Origin of the sequence: Acinetobacter sp. BWR-L5 (genome assembly GCF_039655985.1) — a bacterium.
In the GTDB taxonomy this organism is placed as follows: Bacteria; Pseudomonadota; Gammaproteobacteria; order Pseudomonadales; family Moraxellaceae; genus Acinetobacter; species Acinetobacter johnsonii.
Window position 1 is genome coordinate 14,979 of record NZ_JAGFEV010000007.1, and the last position, 24,935, is coordinate 39,913.

27 protein-coding genes and 2 pseudogenes are annotated in these 24,935 nt (G+C 39.0%); 15 read left to right on the plus strand and 14 right to left on the minus strand.

What is annotated here, in order from left to right; all coding sequences use genetic code 11:
* Positions 1-34: 34 nt before the first annotated feature.
* Positions 35-2,266: an NADP-dependent isocitrate dehydrogenase gene (locus JZ787_RS13175; RefSeq protein WP_346312571.1), complete on the plus strand. Its 2,232-nt coding sequence runs from the start codon at positions 35-37 to the stop codon at positions 2,264-2,266.
* Positions 2,267-2,437: 171 nt separating this feature from the next.
* Entirely contained in the window at positions 2,438-3,136 is a 699-nt protein-coding gene (locus JZ787_RS13180) for a hypothetical protein (RefSeq protein WP_346312572.1), read from the plus strand.
* 53 nt (positions 3,137-3,189) lie between these two features.
* Here JZ787_RS13180 and JZ787_RS13185 read toward each other — a convergent pair whose 3' ends face one another.
* The 4 genes from JZ787_RS13185 to JZ787_RS13200 form a co-directional block, all read right to left on the minus strand.
* The gene (locus JZ787_RS13185; RefSeq protein ID WP_005401097.1) at positions 3,190-3,978 is read right to left on the minus strand and encodes a pseudouridine synthase; all 789 of its coding nucleotides are present in this window, start codon (positions 3,976-3,978) and stop codon (positions 3,190-3,192) included.
* Positions 3,979-4,084: 106 nt separating this feature from the next.
* Positions 4,085-4,288, minus strand: coding sequence for an AlpA family phage regulatory protein (locus JZ787_RS13190; RefSeq protein WP_029575045.1), 204 nt, complete (start codon positions 4,286-4,288; stop codon positions 4,085-4,087).
* A gap of 19 nt (positions 4,289-4,307) precedes the next feature.
* Positions 4,308-4,520, minus strand: a complete 213-nt coding sequence (locus JZ787_RS13195) for a hypothetical protein (RefSeq protein WP_346312573.1) — start codon at positions 4,518-4,520, stop codon at positions 4,308-4,310.
* Between the two features lie 340 nt (positions 4,521-4,860).
* Positions 4,861-5,559, minus strand: coding sequence for a hypothetical protein (locus JZ787_RS13200; RefSeq protein ID WP_058951820.1), 699 nt, complete (start codon positions 5,557-5,559; stop codon positions 4,861-4,863).
* 606 nt (positions 5,560-6,165) lie between these two features.
* On the opposite strand from JZ787_RS13200, the gene JZ787_RS13205 reads away from it, so the two are divergent.
* Positions 6,166-7,116: a MobA/MobL family protein gene (locus JZ787_RS13205; RefSeq protein WP_346312574.1), complete on the plus strand. Its 951-nt coding sequence runs from the start codon at positions 6,166-6,168 to the stop codon at positions 7,114-7,116.
* Between the two features lie 59 nt (positions 7,117-7,175).
* On the opposite strand, the gene JZ787_RS13210 is transcribed toward JZ787_RS13205, so the two are convergent.
* The gene (locus JZ787_RS13210) at positions 7,176-8,021 is read right to left on the minus strand and encodes a hypothetical protein (protein ID WP_087014602.1); all 846 of its coding nucleotides are present in this window, start codon (positions 8,019-8,021) and stop codon (positions 7,176-7,178) included.
* The gene (locus JZ787_RS13215; RefSeq protein ID WP_010326922.1) at positions 8,011-8,349 is read right to left on the minus strand and encodes a hypothetical protein; all 339 of its coding nucleotides are present in this window, start codon (positions 8,347-8,349) and stop codon (positions 8,011-8,013) included. Before JZ787_RS13215 ends, JZ787_RS13210 begins: the two co-directional genes overlap by 11 nt.
* A gap of 1,113 nt (positions 8,350-9,462) precedes the next feature.
* Between JZ787_RS13215 and JZ787_RS13220 the strand changes: the two genes are divergently transcribed.
* From JZ787_RS13220 to JZ787_RS13260, 9 genes and pseudogenes are all read left to right on the plus strand, one after another.
* Positions 9,463-10,071 (plus strand): hypothetical protein, encoded by a 609-nt coding sequence (locus tag JZ787_RS13220; RefSeq protein WP_151732045.1) that lies wholly within the window; start codon positions 9,463-9,465, stop codon positions 10,069-10,071.
* 30 nt (positions 10,072-10,101) lie between these two features.
* Positions 10,102-11,454 (plus strand): CAP domain-containing protein, encoded by a 1,353-nt coding sequence (locus JZ787_RS13225; protein ID WP_234303694.1) that lies wholly within the window; start codon positions 10,102-10,104, stop codon positions 11,452-11,454.
* Positions 11,444-12,241, plus strand: a complete 798-nt coding sequence (locus tag JZ787_RS13230) for a hypothetical protein (protein ID WP_087014598.1) — start codon at positions 11,444-11,446, stop codon at positions 12,239-12,241. Before JZ787_RS13225 ends, JZ787_RS13230 begins: the two co-directional genes overlap by 11 nt.
* A 15-nt stretch (positions 12,242-12,256) precedes the next feature.
* Positions 12,257-12,640, plus strand: coding sequence for a hypothetical protein (locus tag JZ787_RS13235; protein WP_078390424.1), 384 nt, complete (start codon positions 12,257-12,259; stop codon positions 12,638-12,640).
* 95 nt (positions 12,641-12,735) lie between these two features.
* Entirely contained in the window at positions 12,736-12,981 is a 246-nt protein-coding gene (locus JZ787_RS13240; protein ID WP_078390425.1) for a type II toxin-antitoxin system HicB family antitoxin, read from the plus strand.
* Between the two features lie 29 nt (positions 12,982-13,010).
* Positions 13,011-13,292 carry a hypothetical protein gene (locus tag JZ787_RS13245; protein ID WP_078390426.1) on the plus strand — a complete coding sequence of 94 codons (282 nt, stop codon included), beginning with the start codon at positions 13,011-13,013 and terminating at the stop codon, positions 13,290-13,292.
* Between the two features lie 26 nt (positions 13,293-13,318).
* Complete coding sequence (locus JZ787_RS13250; RefSeq protein WP_346312575.1) at positions 13,319-13,894, plus strand: DUF6088 family protein; 576 nt, start codon at positions 13,319-13,321, stop codon at positions 13,892-13,894.
* Positions 13,895-14,072: 178 nt separating this feature from the next.
* Positions 14,073-14,376 (plus strand): annotated as a pseudogene (locus tag JZ787_RS13255) (type II toxin-antitoxin system Phd/YefM family antitoxin).
* A gap of 558 nt (positions 14,377-14,934) precedes the next feature.
* Positions 14,935-15,240, plus strand: a complete 306-nt coding sequence (locus JZ787_RS13260) for a hypothetical protein (protein WP_010326913.1) — start codon at positions 14,935-14,937, stop codon at positions 15,238-15,240.
* Between the two features lie 122 nt (positions 15,241-15,362).
* On the opposite strand, the pseudogene JZ787_RS13265 reads toward JZ787_RS13260, so the two are convergent.
* Together JZ787_RS13265 and JZ787_RS13270 are read right to left on the minus strand one after the other, a co-directional pair.
* A pseudogene (locus JZ787_RS13265) lies at positions 15,363-16,273 on the minus strand (IS5-like element ISAba12 family transposase).
* A gap of 243 nt (positions 16,274-16,516) precedes the next feature.
* The gene (locus JZ787_RS13270; protein WP_010326911.1) at positions 16,517-17,476 is read right to left on the minus strand and encodes a helix-turn-helix domain-containing protein; all 960 of its coding nucleotides are present in this window, start codon (positions 17,474-17,476) and stop codon (positions 16,517-16,519) included.
* 132 nt (positions 17,477-17,608) lie between these two features.
* Between JZ787_RS13270 and JZ787_RS13275 the strand changes: the two genes are divergently transcribed.
* Positions 17,609-18,493: an MBL fold metallo-hydrolase gene (locus JZ787_RS13275; protein WP_087014586.1), complete on the plus strand. Its 885-nt coding sequence runs from the start codon at positions 17,609-17,611 to the stop codon at positions 18,491-18,493.
* Positions 18,494-18,577: 84 nt separating this feature from the next.
* Positions 18,578-19,120, plus strand: coding sequence for a cysteine hydrolase family protein (locus tag JZ787_RS13280; protein WP_346312576.1), 543 nt, complete (start codon positions 18,578-18,580; stop codon positions 19,118-19,120).
* Between the two features lie 103 nt (positions 19,121-19,223).
* On the opposite strand, the gene JZ787_RS13285 is transcribed toward JZ787_RS13280, so the two are convergent.
* The 5 genes from JZ787_RS13285 to JZ787_RS13305 form a co-directional block, all read right to left on the minus strand.
* Positions 19,224-19,445: a DUF6500 family protein gene (locus JZ787_RS13285; protein ID WP_087014582.1), complete on the minus strand. Its 222-nt coding sequence runs from the start codon at positions 19,443-19,445 to the stop codon at positions 19,224-19,226.
* 56 nt (positions 19,446-19,501) lie between these two features.
* On the minus strand, positions 19,502-19,720 hold the full coding sequence (locus JZ787_RS13290; RefSeq protein WP_010326906.1) for a hypothetical protein: 219 nt from the start codon (positions 19,718-19,720) through the stop codon (positions 19,502-19,504).
* Positions 19,721-19,724: 4 nt separating this feature from the next.
* Complete coding sequence (locus JZ787_RS13295) at positions 19,725-21,020, minus strand: Y-family DNA polymerase (RefSeq protein WP_010326905.1); 1,296 nt, start codon at positions 21,018-21,020, stop codon at positions 19,725-19,727.
* A gap of 12 nt (positions 21,021-21,032) precedes the next feature.
* A complete protein-coding gene (locus tag JZ787_RS13300) occupies positions 21,033-21,668 on the minus strand; it encodes a S24 family peptidase (protein WP_010326904.1) in 636 nt (211 codons plus the stop codon).
* A 107-nt stretch (positions 21,669-21,775) separates the two neighbouring features.
* Positions 21,776-22,426, minus strand: coding sequence for an SOS response-associated peptidase family protein (locus JZ787_RS13305; protein ID WP_010326903.1), 651 nt, complete (start codon positions 22,424-22,426; stop codon positions 21,776-21,778).
* A 215-nt stretch (positions 22,427-22,641) separates the two neighbouring features.
* On the opposite strand from JZ787_RS13305, the gene JZ787_RS13310 reads away from it, so the two are divergent.
* Positions 22,642-22,782, plus strand: a complete 141-nt coding sequence (locus JZ787_RS13310; protein ID WP_004981682.1) for a hypothetical protein — start codon at positions 22,642-22,644, stop codon at positions 22,780-22,782.
* Between the two features lie 67 nt (positions 22,783-22,849).
* Here JZ787_RS13310 and JZ787_RS13315 read toward each other — a convergent pair whose 3' ends face one another.
* Positions 22,850-24,928, minus strand: a complete 2,079-nt coding sequence (locus JZ787_RS13315) for a catalase (protein ID WP_010326902.1) — start codon at positions 24,926-24,928, stop codon at positions 22,850-22,852.
* Positions 24,929-24,935: the final 7 nt, after the last annotated feature.

A 24,935-nucleotide genomic window follows, 5' to 3' on the forward strand; every position in this document is an offset into this window, starting at 1 on the left:
CCTAAAAAACTCAATCTAACGCAAGGGGCTATATATGGCTGGTGGAAAGTCAACCATCATTTACACACTGACCGACGAGGCGCCATTGCTAGCGACTTATTCGCTACTGCCGATCATTGAGACCTTTACTAAACCTGCTGGTGTAGAGATCGTTAAAACTGATATCTCTGTTGCCGCACGTGTTCTCGCAGAATTCTCTGAATACCTAAAAGAAGAGCAAAAAGTCCCAGACAATCTTGCAGAACTAGGTCGTCTTACCCAAGATCCAGATACTAATATCATCAAACTCCCGAATATTAGTGCCTCTGTTGCTCAGTTAACAGCATGTATCAAAGAGCTTCAATCAAAAGGCTACGCGATTCCTGACTATCCTGAAAACCCGACCACTGAAGACGAAAAAGCGCTTAAAGCACGCTATGGCAAATGTCTGGGTTCAGCTGTAAACCCTGTATTGCGTGAAGGTAACTCTGATCGTCGTGCACCAGCTGCAGTGAAAAACTATGCGAAAAAACACCCGCACTCTATGAGCGAGTGGAAGCAATGGTCTCAAACTCACGTTTCTCACATGGATGAAGGTGACTTCTACCACGGTGAAAAATCGATGACTTTAGATCGTGCACGTAATGTGAAAATGGAACTCATCACCAAGTCTGGTGAAACGATTGTTCTGAAGTCGAAAGTTGCACTTCAAGACGGCGAAATCATTGACTCAATGTTCATGAGCAAGAAAGCGCTTTGCGATTTCTATGAAAAAGAATTGGATGATTGTAAAGAAGCGGGCATTTTGTTCTCTTTACACGTTAAAGCAACCATGATGAAAGTTTCACACCCGATTGTTTTCGGTCACTGTGTGAAAATTTACTACAAAGATGCTTTTGAAAAACACGGTAAATTGTTTGATGAGTTAGGCATTAACGTAAACAACGGTATGGCTGGTCTTTACGAGAAGATCGCAACTTTACCGACATCTTTACGTGAAGAAATCATCGAAGATTTACATGCTTGCCAAGAACACCGTCCTGCACTTGCAATGGTTGATTCGGCGAAAGGCATCACAAACTTTCATTCACCAAACGACGTAATTGTAGATGCTTCAATGCCTGCAATGATTCGTGGTGGCGGTAAAATGTGGGGCGCTGACGGCAAACCTTATGACTGTAAAGCAGTAATGCCTGAGTCAACTTTTGCGCGTATCTACCAAGAAATGATCAATTTCTGCAAGTGGAACGGTAACTTCGATCCACGTACGATGGGTACTGTGCCTAACGTTGGTTTGATGGCGCAAAAAGCTGAAGAATACGGTTCGCACGACAAAACTTTCGAAATGTCTGAAGCGGGTGTTGCAAACATCACTGACCTAGAAACTGGCGAAGTGTTAATGACTCAAAATGTTGAGGAAGGCGACATCTGGCGTATGTGTCAGGTGAAAGATGCACCGATTCAAGATTGGGTAAAACTTGCAGTAAACCGTGCTCGTAACTCGGGTATGCCAGCAATCTTCTGGTTAGACCCATACCGTCCGCACGAAAATGAAGTGATCAAGAAAGTACAAAAATACTTGAAAGACCACGACACTGCTGGTTTAGACATTCAGATCATGTCTCAAGTACGTGCAATGCGTTATACACTTGAACGTGTAGCGCGTGGCCTAGATACGATTTCTGTAACGGGTAACATCCTACGTGACTACCTGACTGACTTGTTCCCAATTATGGAATTGGGTACTTCAGCGAAAATGTTGTCTATCGTTCCGTTAATGGCGGGCGGTGGTATGTACGAAACTGGTGCAGGTGGTTCAGCGCCTAAACACGTACAACAGCTTGTTGAAGAAAACCACTTACGTTGGGATTCTTTAGGTGAGTTCTTAGCACTTGCAGTATCGCTTGAAGAGTTAGGCATTAAAGAAGACAACGCTCAGGCGAAACTTCTTGCGAAAACTTTAGATCAAGCAACTGGCCAGTTACTTGACAATGGCAAGTCTCCATCACGTCGTACAGGTGAACTTGATAACCGTGGCAGCCACTTCTATTTAGCGAAGTTCTGGGCTGAAGCGCTTACTACACAAGATGAAGATGCTGAGTTGAAAGCGAAGTTTGCTCCACTTGCGAAGGCACTTGCTGAAAACGAAGACAAGATCATTGCTGAACTTGCTCAAGTTCAAGGTCAAGCTGCTGACATCGGTGGTTACTATGCTGTAGATACAGCTAAAGTAAATGCTGTAATGCGTCCAAGCGAGACTTTGAACGCTGCACTTGAAGCGATCTAAGTCAAAATTAAATCGGCAGTTCTGTCGATGAAGTAAAAAAAGCCGATGCAAATGCATCGGCTTTTTTTATAGTACTTTATGCTTTCTATTTAAAAAAATTGATGATGTTTTTTAATATCAGATGTTTGTTATAACTATAAATTAATAATGCTTGAGTGATCTAATTGAGATATGAATAAAAAGAGTTTAATTTTTGGGGTAATAGCTACTTTGATTTGGTTTCTAGGAATTTATGTATTCAGTCAAAGTAATAGTTATAATCTGCCTGCAACACTCAATGAATTGGGTGATTTTCTTGCTGGTATTTTTGCACCTATTGCATTCTTCTGGTTAATTCTAGGGTATGTTCAGCAAGGTAAGCAGTTAGATCAAAATACGAAAGCTCTAGAACAACAAGAAAAGGCGTTGCAACTTCAGATTGATGAGATGAAAGAGAGTGTTAAGCAGCAAAAAGAATTAGCCACTATTCAAAAGCAGCAGTTTGATGCCTTTAACAAAGCAGTTAAGCCAATATTTGTAATTAGAGATAGTGGATTCACTTATTTTTTTTATCCAGATGGCAGTGATTTCCTAGTTAAGGTGAGGTTTAATTTGACAAATTTAGGTGGAGTAGCTAATACGCTTTATATTCGAAATAGTATGAAAAAATCTATATTTTATTTAGATCAAATTGCTGAAAAAGAGACGGTGGAAGTAGAACTAAATTTATATGAACTTGATTTAGATATTAATAATACACAACAAACAATGCTTGCTGAAATTACAATGGATTTTGAAAATTTATATGCAGAACATAAAAAATTTAATTATGAAATATATGGAAAAAGAAATGGAAGATCTAGATCGGAAAGAGATATGTTTAATTTATAAAAGGGATTAAGTATTTTAAAGCCCACTTGCGTGGGCTTTAAAACAATCAACTTTTAACGACCATTACGTCCGCGACCGCGTGGCGCTTTTGTATTTGGACGAGTGGTACCATTGGTTTTACGCTTTGGTTTCTCACTATCATCCATTTGCCAAATACGCTTTGTACCTGACTTTTTCACGGAACCATCTTTGTTCTTACGAACCATAGGTTTGCCACCTGTACCACCCGGTTTTTTCACATAAGAGCGTGAACGGTAAGGTTCTTCAGCAGGAATATTTTGAAAGTCAGGGTATAAAAGTGGCTCGATTTCTTTAGTTTCGCCTGGTTGTAAACCCATTTGAACCAAATCAATTGCACCAATTTTAGTGCGGATTAAACGTAAAGTAGGAAAACCTACAGCAGCAGTCATACGACGTACTTGGCGGTTACGGCCTTCACAAATTGAAATTTCGACCCAAGAAGTCGGCACAGACGCACGGAAACGTACAGGAGGATCACGCTCCCATAACCACTCAGGTTGTTCAACTTTAGATGCTTCAGCAGGTAAAGTCATACCATCTTTTAATTCTACACCTTTACGCAACTGCTCAAGGGCTTCCTCAGTGACATCACCATCGACCTGAACCAAATATGTTTTAAATTTTTTATTGGCAGGGTTAGTGATGTATTGGTTCAAACCACCATGGTCGGTTAGAAATACCAAGCCTTCAGAGTCCATATCCAAACGACCAGCCAAGCGCAAAGTAGAGTCGCTGACAAAGTCAGACATCGTCATATGTGCTTCATCTTTACGGAACTGGGAGAGGACGTCATAGGGCTTATTCAGGATGACGATTTTCATTATAACCTACTAAAATATATAAATTAATTTTGATGTGGTTTCCTACTTACCCGTTTAAGTACCCGCTCTGGGAGAGATAGCGGAGAAATTAGGAATAAAATGACCACTAATTGTGGGGTACTATATCAGATTTAGGCTTATGCTCCTCAACTTTATTCTTAACGTACGAGGAATACCAAAAAACATCTTTATCAGAAAGTCTAATTGGTTGCTGAATATCCCCAGTATTAATCATGTTATAGAATTTATCTTTTCCAATGGATAGGAGTTGCATAAATTCTTTAGCTCGAATTCTGCGATCAATCTCAATCATCTTGCATCCTCTGTGCTCATCCCACCACCTTCATATCTAGAGGATAAGACTCTTGGTGATTCATGTATTCTTCATCAAATGACGGGTAAACTGTATTAGCTTTTAAATTGTGCTTTTTAAATATAAATCTAAGTGAATTTTTCGTACTGTTACCAGAAAAAGTGCAGCTACCATTAGCTTGTTCTTTTTTTACATATTCAGATAATTCAAACCGAATTTTGAAGTTCATCGATCCTCCCATAAATTGATAAATTTTTCATTTTCAGGGTGAGCTGGTAATTAAATGAAAAACCGAATATGCACATTATCAAAATATTTAAAAAAAAGATGAGAAAAGTTTAAAAAACAAAAAAAAGGTTTATTTTTTAATTTATTATATCAGTAAAATAATCTTAAGTTTGTTTAGATGGATATTCATTAAATTAGAAATGGTTTTTTGTAAAGTGATTTTTAAAAAAATATTATTATAAAGTAAGAGAGTTAAATTTTTAAAAACGCACACGGCTTAGCCGACCCTGAAAAAAAGGTCGGCTATTAACGCATACTGCTTTTTCTGTTAGTTTTTTTATTTACTCATCGTAAATTAAGAATGGATTATTTAAATTGAGTAAAATTGAATTCTTTTTGTTGTTAAATTCTCTTCCAGTTTCTGAAGTACTAAATTCATTTATCTCTTCAGTGTTAAATGATTTTCTCTCAAAATAATCATGCATTAAATAGAGTTTCATGATCTCAAATAATATATCGATTGGATCATCATCATTATTATTTAATTTAAGAAGCGACAATAATGTCCCACCAATAAAAAATTTTTGATGATTCTCTCTATTTCTCTTTTTAATATTTTGTTTCTTTTCTAAAGCATCATCCGTGTCTAAGATGTTTTGATGGATTTTTATTTTTATATCATCGGGTAATTTTGACATATAATTGTCTAACATTTTTTCAGCTAAAAAATAATGTTCAAGCACTGGTGGAACAACTTCTCCGAAATAACTATAATCTAAAATATCGCGTTCTATTTTTGTGATCGATTTTGGATCTTTTTTAGATATAAAAAGAAGTTTATTATCATACGTCTTTCTTTTTTTTGTATATAGATACGTTTTTCTGATTAATTGTTTTTCTTTATCACTCAGTTCCCCTAATTTTTTTTGTTCGATTAATTGAATGACATCATAATGTGAACTTTCGAATGTAGCATTATTCATTGCAAAATATTCGATTGAATTAATGTGGTCTTGTGTTGTTAATGCTGTACGACTCATTGTGATATTTTCTCACTAAAAATATAAAAATTTATATCACATGTTAATTTTAAAACTTGAGAAAAGTTGAAATATTCAAAAAAATTGCTGCTTTTTTTTCTACTCACTGTTAGTCACTTTTAGTTTGCTGTTAGTTTGGGCTGTTAGTGGTGAGAGATAAAAATCATTTTTTGCGAATGCAAAAAAAAGATTTTTATCTCGTCTCCGTGTTCATTTCAATTCGCTTTCAGCGAATCAAAATGAACCCTACGTCTCGCCCTGCGGAGCACTTTTAGTTTCTTAAGCTATTGTATTTAAATTATATTATTTATTGTGTATTGGAAAAAGCACTTGAAATGGCTAAAAAATATACAAACGTCTGTTACACGTTAAAAATTGGGGCTGTTACATGTTTTTTTGCTTAAAGTTTGTTCGGTGTTACACGTTAAAATTTCGGCTGTTACACGTTAAAACGGGGGGTGTTACACGTTAAAAGTACGTACATTGATGATGCTGATATATTTTCTATAAAAAAATCGCATTATTTTTCATTTTCTGCATCAAACGAATAAAATTTTTGAATAATTTTATATGCTCCATTTTCTTTATTTGAAATTGGATTTGTATATGTATTATTTTGATTTACGTCATAATGTCAAAGAACTAAAAATTCAGCATAAAAATTTGCGTAGAGATAAATTCAAGCATTCTTCAGAACTCGGTTATCACTACATTACGCGAACATTATATTTTTCAACGCATAAACAAGATATTGAAGAGCTTGAATATACAGCATCAGCCAATATGCCAATCTGGGCAGCTGATAGCCCCGAAGTATTTTGGAATGCAGCAGATCAATATGAAAGTATCAATGGGCGAACATCTACACATATTACCGTGGCTTTACCCAAAGAACTTGATTGTATGCAACGTATTGAATTGTCGAATCAACTTATATACGAATTCTGCGGTCAATATCAGATGCCATATAGTTTTGCAATTCATAATCATGTTTCAACCCTCGATGGGCGTTATGAACAACCGCATTTGCATTTATTATATTCTGAACGAAGTATTTATGATGGCATTGAACGAACACCAGAACTGTATTTTCAAAGACATTGTCCAAAAAATCCTGAGAGAGGCGGTGCCAAGAAACTAACAGCAGATGTAATTGGGCTCGGTCGTCATCAAATTAATCATTATCGAAAAATAACAGAAAATGTCATAAATAAATTTTTAAAAGAATATGCACCAGTTAAAGAAGTGGAGATCTACGGAATTAAGTTGCAAGTCGAAAATAAGGTCTCATGTTTATCGAATGAAGATTATAACAAAAAAAATGGGACAAATTTAAAAGATGTTCCGCAAATACCTCGACATTATTTGCATAGTAAAGATCCGGATATTCAAGAAAAAATTAAAATGGTTAGACAAATAGTTAAAGAGATTCGAGAAGCGAACTTATATGAATTACATCAAGCTGAGTATCAGCTTGAATTGTCCAGAAGAAATCAGTATCAATGTGAAAATAATGATATTGCTCAGAAGCCTAAATCTAATGATTTCGACTGCTAATTTATTTTGATTGTCTGGCTGAGTCATAAGTAAGTTCAATCTGAATAAGTTGAACTTGCTCACTTGATTAAATAGCTGTCGATTTGTAATTGCTCAAGTGGATGCCATTGATATCGCTCCTGACCACAAAAGGATTGTTTGATGTAGGCAATATGTCGAATCACGTGTTTCTGCTGTTTGAGTAAATTTTGGATGCGCTGATCTGCATAATGAATATCAACGCGCTGCTGCAAGAGCGCTTGATAAAAATGACGATAATCCGTATTCATATTTTGGAGTATTTCACTTGTAGCGATCGGGGAGAGTGGCTGAATCAATCCTTGTGCCGTCGTATGTTCTGAGATTACAAGGTTTGGCTGTGCGGAGCATTTCTCTGATTTTAAGGACTGCTCGTGTGTAATCGCCTGATCTTTGAGAGTGTGAAATGCCTGTTGAATTGACAGCGTTAGCGTATCAGCTTGGGTGTCTTCAGCAGGATGTACACTGCTTATGGACTTTGAATCTGTTGTCTTTGCCGTTTGAGTAGACGATTGCGGTTGAGCTTGAGTTTCAGTATTCGGCTGGATCAATTGTTTTAACTTTCGATAGTTAATTGAATAAAAATTGGTTTGGAGCCATTTATTTTTTGAGAGCTTTTTAATCACTAAAATCTCCGCTTGTTTTAATTTAGCGACGATCCGTTTAATGGTGGAGACACTATAGATCCCGAGGGTTTGTTGCCATTGTTCATAACTATGGAACCAATACTTTTTTCCTTTGTGGACTTGAGCATCACTTTTTTCTAAGCAGTAATGCAGCTTTTGTAAAAAAGTCGCGGCTGCGACGCCATACGCTTTTGCAAGCGTAGGCGAAGCAATTAAAGGGTAGTCCGAGGGAGCCAGCAGAATATGCTGATTATGCTTCATAACGTGCTCCCAAAAGACGCTCAGCACGTTCAATCAGGTTTTGACGTTGATGGGTGCGGAATGCCCAGAGCGATGGGGTATGATTATTTTGATTGAGTTTTGCGACTTCAGCGATTTGTTCATCATTCATCTGGCGCATACATTGACGAATAATTTGGTGCGCATGTTCAAGCTCGGTCAACAAGGAGTCTGCAGTATCGAGTGCTTGATAAAGATGGGTTAGACTTTGACGCTGGGGATTTGAAATGCTTTTGCCAAGTTCAACAATCAGTTGAGAGGCTTGTTTTTTAGATGTGCAAGTGTATGCACCATGAAAAGTAGCGTTCATAGCAGTAGTCCTAGATAAGTTTTAAATACTTACCAGCATCACTTTCCTACGGTGATGGTGGCAGTTTAACAGGAGTAGGAAATACTGAATCTAGGATCAGCCAACCTTACGGTTGTCCTGCCAAACTGCCATAGCGACTGCTAAAACAGTAGGCAAAAAAATAGCCGCGAGTGCGACATTAATTTGCACCTAGATTGTATCAGGTTTCCTACGCCTGAACACAGATTTTGCTGTGTCCTATAAGCTTATCTGCGTATCCCGTGAGCTGTCAACGCTGTATTTGATTATTTTTACAAAACGCAACATTTCATTAATTCATTGATTAAGCTTTAGTTATTGGGGAAGTCTGACGGCTGGGTTTACCTATGATGAACAGGAGTATGTCGTTTGATACGGCAGGGCTTTTCTTCAGATCCACTTAAAAAAGTGAATGTTTGGTGAAGATCTATTCAATCATTTTATTCATTTATTTTATTACAGAAGAGCAGTTCATTTTAAACCGATCCATAGCATCAAAATCAGCCCATTGATGGTTTTAATTTGAGCTTATGGGTGAAATCAATAACTTAACTGAATTTATTCAAGGCGATCATGTGAATTTTATCGTATCGCGAAATTGACTAAAGCGCTGGATAAATCTAATATGAGCTCGCTGGCCTACATTGCCAGTCGGTTTTGACAGACCGATTCATCTAGCACATGAGGTTTATATTTTTGGATATAAACTGAATGTGGGAATCTTCACGTCCCCCTTTTTTTCTATGGTAGGACGGAAGGGGGACACTTTCGGGTGTGCTGATTCCTAGATGATCAGTCTGTCAACCCCTTTTCGTTCTGCCACCATTATTTGACAGTAATTTGGTAGAACTTCTATTACATCTAGGAGCTTCTCATGCTGTATCCATCTATTCTTTATTGTGCCTCCGCACCTGTTCAACCTTGTTGTGTCCTTCAACAGGGCATACAGCACTGATTTTAATTTTTAAGCTGTATTAATAAAACATTTTTACACGAACAATCTCTAAGGTGGATGGCTCAATCACGCCTATAAAAAATACTTATTTTTATATCCCCTTGTGATTGTCAATTGCATTGAACATGCGGGGAACAATGATGTCTGAATTCACTCAACCAAAAATCATTTCAATCGAAAATCGCCCACAAAAATCCAAGGTCTTTGTAAAGTGCATCGTGGTGCCGATCGTCATTTTTTTAATTATTGCTAAAGTCTTTTCCTTTGGCTGGTTTGGCTACCTATTCTTTGGCATCTGGCTGTTATGGTTTGTGATCACCTATTACTTCTATACATATGGCAATACCTACTTTGCAGGTATGACGGAGCAACTGACCCGTCAAGGTGAACAGTTTAATTATCACAATCGTGGGGTCTGGATTAACAGTCAGCATAAAACCATCATCCTGTTTGATGAACCCGAACAGCGTTTAGTAAAATACCCATTTGATTATATTACTTCGGTCGGTCACTTCAACTTAGTTGAAGACAAAGTGTCTTATACAAGCACAATTACTAGCAATCCGATGACGGGAACGCATATCCGCTATCACGAACATCGCAGCCCAGTCAAAAGAGAATACCAAGTCAATATTGGAACACGCGATCAATTCAAACCGCATTACCGCCTCAAAGTGTTGTTTCCTTGGCGTAGCCCCAAAATGGCCAGTGAAATCCGCCAACTGCTATCGGCCGATCATTACCAATAAAAACTAAGAATAAGAGGGAGTAATAAACGTATGAAACATTCAAAAACGGGGATACCATCCATCACAACCAGCACCTTGATGCTGGTCATCAGTATGGCGATGGTTGGATGTGGCGGTGGTGGTTCAGGCGGAAATACTGGTTCCAATAGTGGTGGAACGGATGGGGTAAACGATGGTGGTACTTCACCTCAGCCTGTCACGTGTTCTGAAACGCAATATCTACAAGAAGGAATTTGTAAAAACAAGACAGCACAACGCTTTGAACCTTTATTGGTCTCTCGCTTTCTCAAAGGTCAGGCCTATCAATTGAACTTGAAGACTGATCAAGATCTGACCTTCAGTTTTAGCAGTCAGAGTCCGAATATTTGTGACTTCGAACAAGGGGAGCTCAAAGCCCTTGATGTGGGCAAATGTACTTTAAAACTGACACAGGCAGGAACCTCACAGCTTCTGCCTGTGAATAGCACGATGGTAGTGGATGTCATTGAGGCGCATGCAGAGGAGCATAAAGATTTGAATGCTTGTCATGCAGGGAGACCCAGTGAGGCAGAGCGTCAGCTGTTTATCAATACCCTGAATGAGATTCGTGCCTTACACAATCTGCCGAAAGTTCGCTACGACCATGCCTATGAAGATCAAATGATGCAAGCCTCTATGTTACTGGCAGTGAATGAAAAGACCTCACACTATCCAGATCGTACCTGGCGCTGTTTTAGTGATATTGGCTATCAGGGTGCTTCGACATCGAACTTGAACTTTGTTCAAGCCTATCAACCTTTAGCCAGCTACGGTGCTGATACCCATCTGATCAATTGGTTGATTGAAAAAAACTCGACCAGCATTGGACATCGACGTCATATCTTGAGTCCATTCCTGAGCAAAACTGCCTATGGCGAAGTCTCTAATACTGAGGCTAAAAGCGTACCGACCATCTTAGGCGCTGCCATGAAAGTGGTCTATCCCTATGCATCGCAAACCTTAAGCACCACGATGCCGAAAGGGGTGATTGCCTATCCGTACCATGTTTATCCGAAGAAATTCTTTTCAAAAAATGAACCTTTATCCCTGTCAATATTAGTCAATCCACAAAATGTCTATGCCAACAATACGGTGGATTTTTCACAGGCGAAGCTGACCGTGACTAGACGAGACAATCAGCACATCCAAACGATCAGCAACATCCAGTATGACAATATCAGCTATGGTTTAGTGGCCAATAACCTGCAATTTCATTTTAGTGCAATGGAATACAACGTGATCTATGACGTTCAGGTGCAGAACGTGTTGGTGGATGGAAAAGCTGAGAACTATACCTACTGGTTTAAGGTTGATGATCAGTCTAGTGAACAACGCTCATCAGGAGAATCCTTCAATGACATTTAAGCAGAGACCATTTTTACTCGCCAGCACTTCACTACTGGCATTACAAATTGCAGTGGCGCAACCTGTTTCTACCGCCAATGCAGCGACTGTACAGCCTGTGACTTTAGAGCAGGGCTTAAACTGTTTGGATTGGGCCAAGCAAGAACAGTCGTTTAGCAATCAATTGGCCACGGGAGATTGGACGCATACCGCAGCCTCTAAGCTAACAACGTTGCAACAACAATTTAAGCAGCAATACACTCAGCAAAAATCAAGCATTGTGGATGATCCAGACGATGAAAACTACTGTGAGGATTGTCCTGAGATAGAGGTTTATTTACCCAACGATCAACGCAATCCAATTCAACGGATTGAGGCTTTGATGCAGGTCAGTGTGGCTGGGGCAAGTACTTCGATTTATCGCAATGATGACATGGCTCAGACCAAGCAGAAGCTAGAGGAAGGGTTAAAGATTCAGTTCAGTCACTATAGTGGACAGCAATTTAAACGTTTTAAGCAGCAGTGGGATCAAGCCTCAGCACATGACAATGAGAAACGAACCAAGACCCATCAGGTCTTTCAGCAGTATCCACATTTAAAAGTGTTTAACGGGGAGGTCTTTCAAAACGGAAAACGTTACAGCCCTAAACAGATTTACATCTATACCCAGCACTATAAACGGGATGCTTCTGATCTGAGCAGCATGATTGCCTATATCAGTCTGTATGACCATCCCGTGAATCCATCACAGCACATATTACAGTGTGGCTTTATTGACAATATGTCTTACACCGCTTCAACTGAATAAATAACGAGTAGCATCATGAAAAAAATATTTTTAGCGGGCTTATGTCTCAGCCTTTCAAGCTTGGCCTGTGCGGGCGCCAAAGAAAGCCTGATCGGAAAACGTCTGGTGATGGACATCCCGGATGTCCAATGTGCGGGCTTGTCCTTCTCCAAAAATGGCAAAGATGCGGCGATGTATGCAGAACTGGGACAGTGTCAGGATCCCTTACATCTTAGGGTCAGATGGTTGGATGACAAGACCTTTATCTTAATTGAAAAAGTACGTCTCAATGAGACCTCTCCACCCCGTAGCTTTTTATACAAAGTCAAAAGCATCAATCAGGATTATGTCCAGCTGACTGAGATCTGGACAGGGTGGGGAGACTCAAAAGACGATACGCTGGGTTATTATTTTAGATAACAAGATCGGAATAGTGATCAAGACAGGCCCTTGCTGAGGTAGGGGCTTTAAAACAAGAAATGAATAGTTCGATCAGTATTTAAAGGAATTCAATCATGGTGTGTAGTCCAGTGTTTTATCCAGCAAAATTCGAACAAGAAGGGCAAGCTTATAACGTCTCTTTTCGAGATATTCCTGAGGCAATGACTTGTGGTGACAATTTCGAGGATGCGCTACAGATGGCCAAAGATGCGCTGTTTACCAGTGTGGACTTCTATCGTGAAGAGGGTCGGATTTTACCTCCACCCAGTGAATGCCAAGAGGGTGAGATCCTGATTGCTTTGGATCTGGCACTGAAATAATCACAGGGAACAAAAAAGAGGATGCAAATATGGAAAGCAAAGAACACGAAGATCTAGAACAACACAAAGACCTAGAACAACCCGCAGATATTTTATGTGACGTTTGCATGGAATCCACGCAACTGAACCATGGGATACTGTCTGCCAATTGGGGCAGTGGGTCGAAGCATGATGGAGAACAGTATGAACTGTATTTATGTGAGGCATGTTTCTTCGCTACTGTCGCAACGTTAAAAAGAGAACATCGGGTGAAGCAGATGTTTAATGAGGATTTTAACGAAGCTGCATTAGAACGATTTGGTCTGAAATAAGTATATCAAGATGATGAATTGTGCCTATGGATGACAATATTAAAAGACTTTTAGTAGAAGCTGAATTGAAAAACTTAGCAGCAGGCTCCGTGTTTTCCGTTCAAGATTTCAGAGTTTCTCTTTCCAAAAAGCAGTTTTTAAGCTTTTTATCGCATTATCTGGATCAGGGGGAGGTTAGTTTAGTTGTACCCAATATTTACTATAAAGTTAAATTCTCCAATCTTTTTAATCCGCCGAGAGCCTTACCCCCTGATCTCTCCAAAGTGTTAGCCGGGATCACTCGATTAACCGGTGAGACGTTTCAATATGATGGAGGCTATTGTGCCAATCGTTTAGGGTTAAGTACTCAAGTGCCTCTATATCATGTCTTACATACAAATGGCCGTTCAAGACGATTCAAACTGTCGGGTGTAGATGTGGTACTGAATCACACGGATGATCAACGACTGCTTCAATACCCTTTGCAAAAGGTCGGTATGGCGATCTCAGCTCTGTATTATTTAGGACCAAATGTTGTGGATGATAAGATCATCAAAGCGATCAAAGATCAGTTATCACCTGAGGAGTATGCAAAGTTACTTTCAGCCGATTTGCCGAAATAGCCTATTCCTGTGTAAGCCTACGAACTATTCCTATTTGCACCCTACCTATCATTCCTGTTCCAAGTAGGCGATCAAGAATTAAATTACATAGTTAATATTGATATTGCATGCTTGAAAGATGGTCAAATTATAGGGAAAATATGATGCAATTCTTACCATATAGTATGAGCTCTTAGATATGAAGGGGTTAACTTTTATTAATGGTGCGACTGATGTTCGCAAATCTTGGAGTAAAATTGTTCAAGTTGTCAAAGATAGCCATAAACCTGTTTTTGTTTGCAGGAACAATACGCCCGAAGCTGTTATTCTAAGCTTTGAAGAATTTCAAAACATGCAGGAAATCGTTGAAGCTGCTCGACGTGAACAGTTCGGACAACAGATGGTTTGTGATCTATTGGATATTGCTCAGTTAACAGATCAGCCGATCAAACCTATGCTTTTGAACAAAAAAAGGTGTGTTTGAAGAAGCAGAAGGGCAATAAGCATAGCTGTTGGTGATAATTATGGGATTTTCGTAAGATTTGATTCAGATACCCTTGAACGGAAAGGGTGTTATACAGTTGGAATTGGTAAAACTAATTTAACTGTTATATTTTTAGATTCGATTATAAGCCAGTACAAAGCAATAAAAAATGAGTTATCACCTGAAGATTATGCAAAGTTACTTTCAGCCTATTTGTCGCAATGGATCAAAAGGTTGATGAGTGATTATGAAAATTGGACTGCCACCACTTTCCTAGACAAAAATGGTCTATTCTTGGACTGTCACCTGTATTAGGCTCTACATCTCCTGCTTCAGGATTTAATGCTAAGAATGTTTTGAATTCCTCATATTTTTCCTGAGCCCAATAAACAAGACAGTATTTAGTAAATAATGGTCTCACATATTGTATACATTGATTTTAGTTATACTACCTTGTAGTAGTTTATTTCATACTACTTGGTGATATTTTTACATACTAAATTTTAATTCACAGGGTTAAAGACGATGTACTATTTCGCAGAGGATCCCTTCTAGGTAATGTTACCTAGGAGGAACAATGAAAAAACTAAAACATCAATACAAGCAATCAATACAAAGTACTCGACACGATTATCTTTGGAAGGTTTACCCTAATGTCAGAAGTGCTATATTTAAGAAATTTAGTACTCAGCAAGAGCGTAGCTTTTATTTTTTGCATCGTATTGAATACAAAAGCTATTCGCTTAAAATTCGTGTAGCACGTGGTACAGGCTTACCTCAAGTTTGGGATGATTTTCCGACTTGCGTTTATAAAGTTGCTAAAAGTTGGAAACATAATTCTAAGAGAGCACATCAGTACTACAAAGAACATGAACAAAAATAAAAAATGGGAGCTATCATATCAGCTCCCATTTTTTGTTGTTTCGGCATAAGCCCCATTATGTTAAATAGGGGGCTTTGTTGCACAAAGATTTGAAATGCAAAGCGCCCCTAATTGAGCCAAATTTAAGGCGTAACTTGGGTAAGTGGTCGACCTAATTCCGTAAATCTGTTAAGGACTGCTACACGTGCATGGATCTCATTCACTTGGCTATCAAAACTCCTTGCACTGAGTTTATCTCCTAATAATTTGATGCAATGCATCTTAGTTTCAACCAAACTTCGACGATGATAGCCTGACCATTTTTTCCATAGTGTCCTGCCTAAACGTTTAATTGTTCGAAGTAATTCATTTCGCTCTAGCGAGTACTCTTTGTATCTTTCCATGGTTTCGCATTTTTTCTAGGTGGAATCACCGCATGCGCTTGCCGATCTGCAATGACCTGACGGCATTGCTTGGTGTCATAAGCTCCATCGGTATAAACACAGTTAATCTGCTCATCTTGTGGAATCTGATTAAGTAAATCACCAAGCACCTGTGAATCACTGACATTATTGGTTGTAAGCTGAACTGCTCGTATTTGTAGGGTTTTAGCATCTATACCAATATGAAGTTTACGCCATTGGCGACGATATTCAGGTCCATGTTTCTTGCGTTTCCATTCGCCCTCACCTAGAAACTTCATGCCTGTAGAGTCCATGAGTAGATGCAGCCCATCGCTACTTTTTTGGTAGCTGATTACAATATCAATATGCTTTTGTCTTCTACAAAGCGTGGTGTAATCTGGAGCTATCCAATTTAATCCGCAAAGTTTAATCAGACTTTGCACAAAGCCAGTGACCATACGTAAAGACAGACGGAATAAGGATTTAATCATTAAGCAGCATTGGATGGCTGCGTCGGAGTAGGTTTGATTTCGCCCTTGTTTGCCTTTTGATGGCGCATACCATTGCGTAGCAGGATCAAACCAAATGGCAATATTTCCGCGACTCATGAGTGCTCGGTTATATGCGGGCCAATTGGTTGTGCGGTAGATTTTGTGTAGGCTTCTTCATTTGAAAATTATATCGCTGAAAAACCCTTTACAGATAGGTTTGTGCAACAAAGCCCTTTGTTTCTATCATGATCAAAACATTCATGCTGTGCATCCTGCTCTCAGCCTGAACAGCGGATTCGATTTTGATAAAGGTACAGTCACTGTCTTTGTGCAGTGTGTGAATTGGAATAGTCCTTGTGTGAGGGCTGTTTCGAATAACTCTTTTATAGAAAGTGGGGATGATTATCTTTTTTTTTTGATCCCAAATGCTTTTCTCCATGCTAGTGGGCAGGTGCCATATTTTTCACGGAAATTCTTTCTAAATGACACAGTATTATTAAAACCTGAAAGCTCGGTTATCTTTTCGATAGACAAGTTTGTCGCTTCTAAAAGTTCACAACTTAATCTGATTCTTTCAGTATTCAGCCAATCGACTAAGGTCATACCTGTCGCTTTCTTAAAGTGCCGTGTGAACGTCCTGCGTGTCATATGTGTCCGTTCAGCGAGGCTTTCAATATTATGTTGTAAGGCTAAATTCTTTCTTAAAAAATCAAGTAATAGGTTAATTTGTGCATCTTGGCTCGATTCTGCGACTGGCTGTTCAATAAACTGAGTTTGCCCACCTTCACGGTGAGGCGGGATCACCATTACTCTAGCAACTTTATTCGCAATTCGTGCATTATAGATTTCACGTACCAAGTACAAGCAGCAGTCTAACGCTGCGCCTGTTCCAGCAGAGGTTACGATCCTTTGGTCTTCTACATACAGGGCGTCATTATCAAGTTGAACCTGTGGAAATCGTTCACTAAAATCCTGTTCAGCCATCCAGTGCGTAGCTGCTTTTTTATGGTCAAGCAGCCCTGCATATGCCAATGCATAAGTTCCGTAGCATAACCCTACAATTCTAATTCCAGCTTGATATGCACAATTTAGGGCATCGATAAGTACTTTTTCAGGTTTGTGATTAAAATCATCCCATCCAGGAATAATAATAAGATCCAATTGTTTAATAAGTTCGATCCCCCCATCAGGGATAATCATCATAGACTGTTCTGTTTTTACGGGTTGGCCATCTATAGAAAAAATTCTCAGATCAAATAAGCGTTTATCTTCAATCTTGATATTGAAAATGATATGGGGGATAGAGAAGTGAAATGGATTTATATTGGGATATACGAACAATCCAATCACTGGTATAGCCATTCAATCTACCTCTCTAAAATAATAAATATAGCATGTTGTCCCAATAGTTTCGATGATTGTCCTTAAGGACAATTTTATTGCTTAATTTTTCCTATCATGATTCGAGTATGACTAAATGATTGGATCTGGAACATGAATAAAATTTTAAGTAGCTCTGTTATTGCACTCTCTCTGGCAATGGCTTCAGTCCATTTATATGCGAATGATAAGGTGGGTCAGCGAGATACTTCTAAAGTTACGCATATACAAGAAATTCGCAATGCAACGATTAAAGTAACCTATGCTGATACGACTTTTTTAATTGACCCAATGTTTGCTAAAAAAGGATTCTATGAAGGTTTTCCTGATACTCATCGTAGCTATTTACGGAACCCATTAGTCGATTTGCCTATCAAGCCCGAAACGATTTTAGAAGGTGTAGATGCGGTAATCGTGACCCATACCCATCTAGATCATTGGGATGATGCAGCACAAGCGACTATTCCGAAAAACATGCCGTTGTTTGTACAGAATAAAGAAGACCAGAAAATCATTCAGTCACAAGGCTTCAAAGATGTTCGTGTATTAACTCAAGCGACCTTTGAAGGGATTAAGCTCACTAAAACTGGTGGTCAACACGGTACTGATGCCATGTACCGTATTCCTAAGCTTAAAGCTGGATTAGGTGAAGCAATGGGTGTGGTATTTGAAGCTGCTGGCCATGAAACTGTTTATGTGGCAGGAGATACCATCTGGCGTTCTGAAGTTGATCAAGCGATTCAAACATTTAAACCTGATGTGATTGTCTTGAATACAGGTAACGCCTTGGTTGATGGCTTTAAAGAATCCATTATTATGGGCAAAGAAGATACTTATCATGCAACTCAGAAAGCACCAAATGCTAAAGTGGTTGCTGTTCACATGGATGCAATTAACCACATGTCGGTAACACGTGCTGAGCTTGCAGATTACGTAAAGGACAAAGGAATCCAAGATAAGGTTTTAATTCCTATCGATGGTGAAACGCTTTCTTTCTAAAGTAACTTAAAGAAGTGGAATGCTCCCACTTCTTTAAAATCCTAAGTAGAGCAAAATAAATGTTAGTTAAATAAAGGAAAAGATATGTCAAAATCAGCTTTATTAGTCATCGACTTACAAAATGAATATCTACCTACAGGTAAATTACCATTGGTAAATATTGAACAAGCTGCTGCTAATGCAGTGAAAGTAATTACGAAAGCCCGTCAAGACGGTACTCAAGTGATTCATGTCCAGCATATTGCGAATGCTGAATCGCCTATATTTCAACCTGACTCAAATGGTATTGAATTTCAGGACACAGTTAAGCCACAAGCAGATGAAACTGTAGTCATTAAAAATCACATCAACGCGTTCTTAAATACGAATCTCAAAGAAATTTTAGATAGCAATCACGTGACTGAGCTAGTCGTGATTGGTGCTATGAGCCATATGTGTGTTGATGCTGCTGTACGTGCTGCTTCTGATTTTGGTTACAAGGTAAAAGTTATTCATGATGCTTGTGCAACGCTAGACCAAGAATTTAATGGTATCAAAGTACCTGCTGGTCATGTCCATGCAACATTAATGGCTGCTTTTGAATTTGCATATGCTCAAGTAATATCAACTGAAGATTATGTTAGCTAAAGACTAAGATTTTAATATTGTACTTTGTTTATAATTTTTATTGTAATAATCAATATCCTATATCAAACCATGATAGAGTTAAGCGCTCTATCATTGTTTTTTATTACTTTGACTCACCTAAAACAAGTTGCCTAACTTTAACTGCTTTCTCGAAGTGATCTAATTTGTGTTTCATAATCCACCAGTGAGCAGCCTCCATTAATAGTTCTGGATTATCATTTTTATTCTTGAAGAAAGCATAAAAGGATAGACCGACATTTTCTCCTTTTTTCTCAATTTTCTCGTTGCACCCACGAATAAAAATTTCTTTTAATTCATCTCTCATTTTTGACCTACTTCAATTGTTCAATTTCTCTAAAACCCGTATTCCTGCCGATTGTTTTAGTTTACTGTTCCCAACACTGGAATCATTCTAGGTCCAGCCTGTCTAGCCTTACCAATAATCTCAACCAGCTCATCATAAGTCAGCTCAAACTTATCCTCACTGTCAAAGACATAGACCATATTCTTGTCTTTGAATTCTTCAGGAGTAGGCGGCACGAACCGCTTAGGAATTAAAATCTGCGCCAATTGTTCATTTGAAAGTTTAAATAAATGCATAGTCTTATCTCACTCTAAAGAGTTCATTCCATTCGGTTAAATAGTTTGGGGATTTGCGTTCTTGATTCATTTGCCAGTGTTCTTCTTTTCGCCCACACAAGCCCAACGACAGCGTGTTCTTGCCATACTTGTGGGTGATGTGATCTAAGGTGTCGGAGAGCTTGGCTCGCTTAATCTGTAGCGAATAATCGGTAAATAGGTCAGGGGAGAATTTGGTTTTAGGTATGATCTCCATCAGGATGATGCCTGCCTTTTTATACTTAAATCCGGGTTTGAATATTTCATCAATGGCCTGCATTGCTATGCGGGTAATCTCTAATACATCATCGCTGTGTTCATGTAGCTGCATAATCACGTAAGGTGTGTATTTTGCACATTTATCAAAGCGACCAGTTTGAATAAACACCCCAATCATTTTGCATAGGGACATATCATCCCGAAGCCTTGAGACAGCTCTTTGCACATATAAACGCACTGAGGATTTGATATTTTCAATGTCGTAAATCGGTTGGCCATAAGATTGGCTACTGATGATTTGCTTTTTAGCAGGCGCATCACTCTCTAGATCGATGCATGAGATCCCATTCAACTCGCGTACAGTCTTTTCCATAACAATACTGAACTGCTTTTTAATCTCTGCTGGATGCGCTTGAACTAAATCCAAAACGGTACGGATATTCATTGTATTGAGCTTTTTACTGTTCTGGCGACCAACTCCCCAAACCTCGCCAACATCGATCTGTGCAAGCATGGCTTCAGTTGAGCAGGGATCCATATCGACCAGATTGCACACTCCATTAAAGAACTTATTCTTCTTGGCTAGATGATTGGCAATTTTGGCTTCAGTCTTTGAACGTCCAATGCCCACACAGCAGGGTAAAGTGAGCCACTGCCAAGCAGTCTTGCGAATGTCTTGGGCATAGTCGGTTAAATCAAATAAGTGCTCATAGCTGGTGAGATCCAAGAAGCATTCATCAACTGAATAAATCTCTTGCTCTCCTGGTGCAACATACATCCCCAGTAAAGTCATAAAACGACGAGACATGGCCCCATATAGGGCAAAGTTGCTGGAGAACACCTGAACATCATGCTTCTTGATGATGTCTTGAATCTGGAATACCGGCACACCCATTTTAATACCAATGTCTTTGGCTTCTTGGGAGCGCGCCACGGCACAACCATCATTACTCGAGAGAACAATGACCGGACGATTATTAAGGGACGGATTAAAAATACGCTCACAACTGACGTAGCAGTTATTCACGTCCACTAACGCGAATATACGATTTTCAGCTTTCATTTTTTATACTTCTTATTTGCTGGTCGAGCGTCTATAAAATTGCTTGAGGTTGAAAGTCACAACCCCTTGGATAGAGATAGACTGGCTGTCTTTAGGAATAATATGCTCGTAAGCTGGATTTTCAGCTCTCAGCCAAATAGGGGGAAGTTCATAGTCTTCATCCCCAAACATTTCTTTGATTTCTTGTTTTGACATCTTAGCGGTCATCATTAACCGCTTAAGTGTTATTTCACGCTCATCGATGAGGGCTAAAACGATATCTCTATGCTGTGCTGTAATGCTCTTATCGACCAAGAAAGGGTCATCGATTTCAAAACCAGCGTAAAGCATAGACTCACTATCAACCCGTCCCATAAAAGTGGATATGGGGTTGAAGATAAGAAAGTCATTTAAGTCGATCGACTTATCGATATGGTCTTTGGTACCAAAAGCAGGACCAGCTGAAAAACGTTCCAGTGCAGACGGAATTTCGAGGCGGGTTTTGACTGAAATTTCTTTAAGATCAAACTTAGAGCCTAGCTCATGCTTTTTTTGTATTTTTTCAAAGACAGCATTGACTGTAGGACTAGGAGCACCATCGGGACCCATGAGTGTTTGAAGGAATGACCAGACGTCATCCGAGAAATAGATCGGTAGTTTCTTTGACATGTTTGACTCCTACGCTACGAGGCGTGTTTGGAACTGAACTCTTTTTTTAGAATAGTCTGCGCTGAATTAAATTTCAAATTTAAAAGCTGTGGATAATCAAGGCACCTTCAAATTAAATTAGGTTGAGCACCATTTTCGGATAAGTGGGATTTAGGGAAGGTGATGTACTCATCCTGCATTTCAAAGAAGAACTCATGCGCCTCTTTAAAGCTGCAATTCAGCCATTCTTCGCGGTATTCGTCAGGGATTACGATGATCGAGCGCTTCTCATCTTTAGGTTTATGGAATTGCTTCATAAAGGGGTGTTTATCGGCATTGATGGTGAGCATGCTCATTGATCGGATTTGCTCCCCATCGATGACAGCATTCTCGTATATGGCCGCCACAGTAAAGGGCATGCCATCCTCACGTGCAATCCCATACCAGTGAGATTTCCCGTCAATGTATTTAGGCTCAAAGATGGTTTCGACAGGGATTAAACCAAATTGAGACTTATGCCAAGCCTCCCTAAAACTGGGTTTTTCAGCGACCGTTTCAGTCCGGGCATTGTATGTGTACTTGCCGAAATTCTTTTCCTTGGCCCACTTAGGAATCATTCCAAAATTAACCGATCGCCATTCGATCTTGCCGTCATTGGAAAAGATCAAAGGAGAGGGATAGTTAGGAAATATGTCTTCAGGAAATTGCAATTGATCAGGTTCAGGGAGATCTATCAGGAATGCACGATTCTTTCTTATCGCTTCGAAGTTTGCGCACATAGACTTATCCCTGTTTATTCTTCATGATCATCGCTCAAATAGTAACCCAACTAAGAATAAAATGATTTCAAAACAATTTAGTATCGTCAACGCAGTGCTCACATAAGAATTTGCAGTATTAAACCTAAAAACAGTGAGTTTTACATATCTATAATTGATACTCAGCTCTACAAGTCATATTTATTTATATAAGCTATACTGGTGATGGAATCGCTATGACTAATAAACAAACGCAAGAGTCCAATCCTCAAAAAGAATCAAACGATGACAAGGGTGATCAGAAAACCTATCAGAATCCGGATCCCCAAAAAAAACCTAATGAAGAGCCCGAGAACCCGCTTAAAGAGCAGAAGTAGATCAAAAAGCCCTCGTCGAGGGCTTTTTGAAATCAAATGCTTACACTACTTTTAATCTCAAATAAATTCATGCTGGAATAGCTGCGACAACTTTTTCTCTATCCCACAAACGGTGATTTTGAATAGCTTGTTTGAATTGATCTTGGATCTCTTTAAAATTTTGAGTAGAGAATAGAGCTGCATCCTTAGTGAGCTGAAACTCATCTATTAAAGCGCATTTATCACCCAGGAAAACAATGGGCTTGAGATGCTTATATGTCTCTAATACATAATGTTTAGAAACTCCATCAGCCTTAAATACTTCTAAATTATTCCCATCAATCACGATTACGGCATCATAAGTCACTGAAGGCTCGCCATTTTGTCTTCCATCTACTGGTATTTCATTGCCATCACAAGATTTAACAGGGGCTGCGTTCGGTGCTAAAGTTTCCACAATAGCTTTTTCGGCTTCAGCCCATATTTTAATATCATCTATTGATGACGCATTTACACCGTTATGAACGAGCAAGGCAATTTTTCGCTGTTTAATATCAGATGCAGGAAAAGATGAGGTACTTAATCTTTTCGAAGATGCAATTACGGGTTGGTGCAGACTATCTTGCTGTTTAGGGGGAGTTTTAATACCTAGCTCTTTCGCAACATATTCAGCTAAGTCCAAGTCAATATTAGCTAAGACAGCGTAAACTACACGTCTGCGGATATCTTCCGATTTAACCTTAGATAATTCAAAAGAATATGCATCCTTAATATGCTGTTGTTCATGTTTTTCCAAACTATGGTAGTGCATTGTGGCTTGCGAGAAATGATCAGCGAAACTTTCTGGTCGAACTCTTAGTTTGCTGCCTTGTACTTCTTCAGGATGTGTCTTGAAGGCACCACTGTCATTAGGTGATTCTCTTGGCCAATTTTCATCAACAGAATTAGGTTCATAATTTGCCTTTCCTTTATAAACTTCGTGATTAGCATAACCACCTCGTCTATTCGTATGAAAAGGACAAACGGGTTTGTTAATTGGAATTTGATTAAAATTTACCGTACCTAGTCTGTGTAAGTGAGTATCCGTATAGCTAAATAGCCGTCCTTGTAAAAGGGGATCGTTACTAAAATCTATACCTGAGACAATATTTGCAGGACTAAAAGCAACTTGTTCTGTTTCTGCGAAAAAATCATCTGTATTTTTGTTTAAAACAAATTTACCTAGTGGAGTGACAGGTACAAGTTCTTCTGGGATTAATTTTGTAGCATCTAAGACATCAAAGTCCCATTGTTTTGCATCTTCTTCAGAGAAAATTTGTGCGCCTAATTCCCATTCCGGGTAATTGCCACGCTCAATAGCATCCCACAGATCACGTCTGTGAAAATCGGGATCTTTGCCATTAATTTTTAAGGCTTCATCCCAGACGACTTGAGCTACCCCTTGCTTTGGAGTCCAATGGAATTTCACTAAGAATGCTTCATTATTCTTATTAATCAATCTAAATGTATGAACACCAAAACCTTGTATAGAGCGTAGATTTCTTGGAATTGCTCTATCAGACATTATCCAAGTAGTCATATGTGATGCTTCGGTGTTTAAAGAAATAAAATCCCAGAAAGTATCATGGGCAGATTGACCAGTTGGAACTTCATTGGCATCTTCTGGTTTTACTGCATGAACAAAGTCCGGAAATTTAATAGCATCCTGAATGAAGAAGACAGGGATATTATTCCCCACCAAATCATAATTTCCTTCTTCAGTATAAAATTTTATAGAAAAACCTCGTACATCTCGAACGACATCAGCCGAACCTCGCCCACCTTGAACTGTAGAAATACGGACAAAGATAGGAGTTCGATTATTTGTGTCCGTTAGGAACTTAGCTTTAGTCCATTTTTCATTACCGGTATAAGCTTGAAAGTAACCATGAGCACCGACCCCTCGAGCATGTACAACACGTTCTGGAATACGCTCACGATCAAAATGAATAAGTTTATCCCTTAGAAGAAAGTCCTCGAGAAGAGTAGGGCCTTTCTCATTAATTTTTAGACTATTTTGATTATCAGCTACGGGAACACCTAAAGAAGTGGTAAGAGTTTTACCTATAGGATCCACGTATGCTTCCTCAGAAAGCTGGTCGATTTTTGGTGTATTTGGTTCTTTCATATCACAT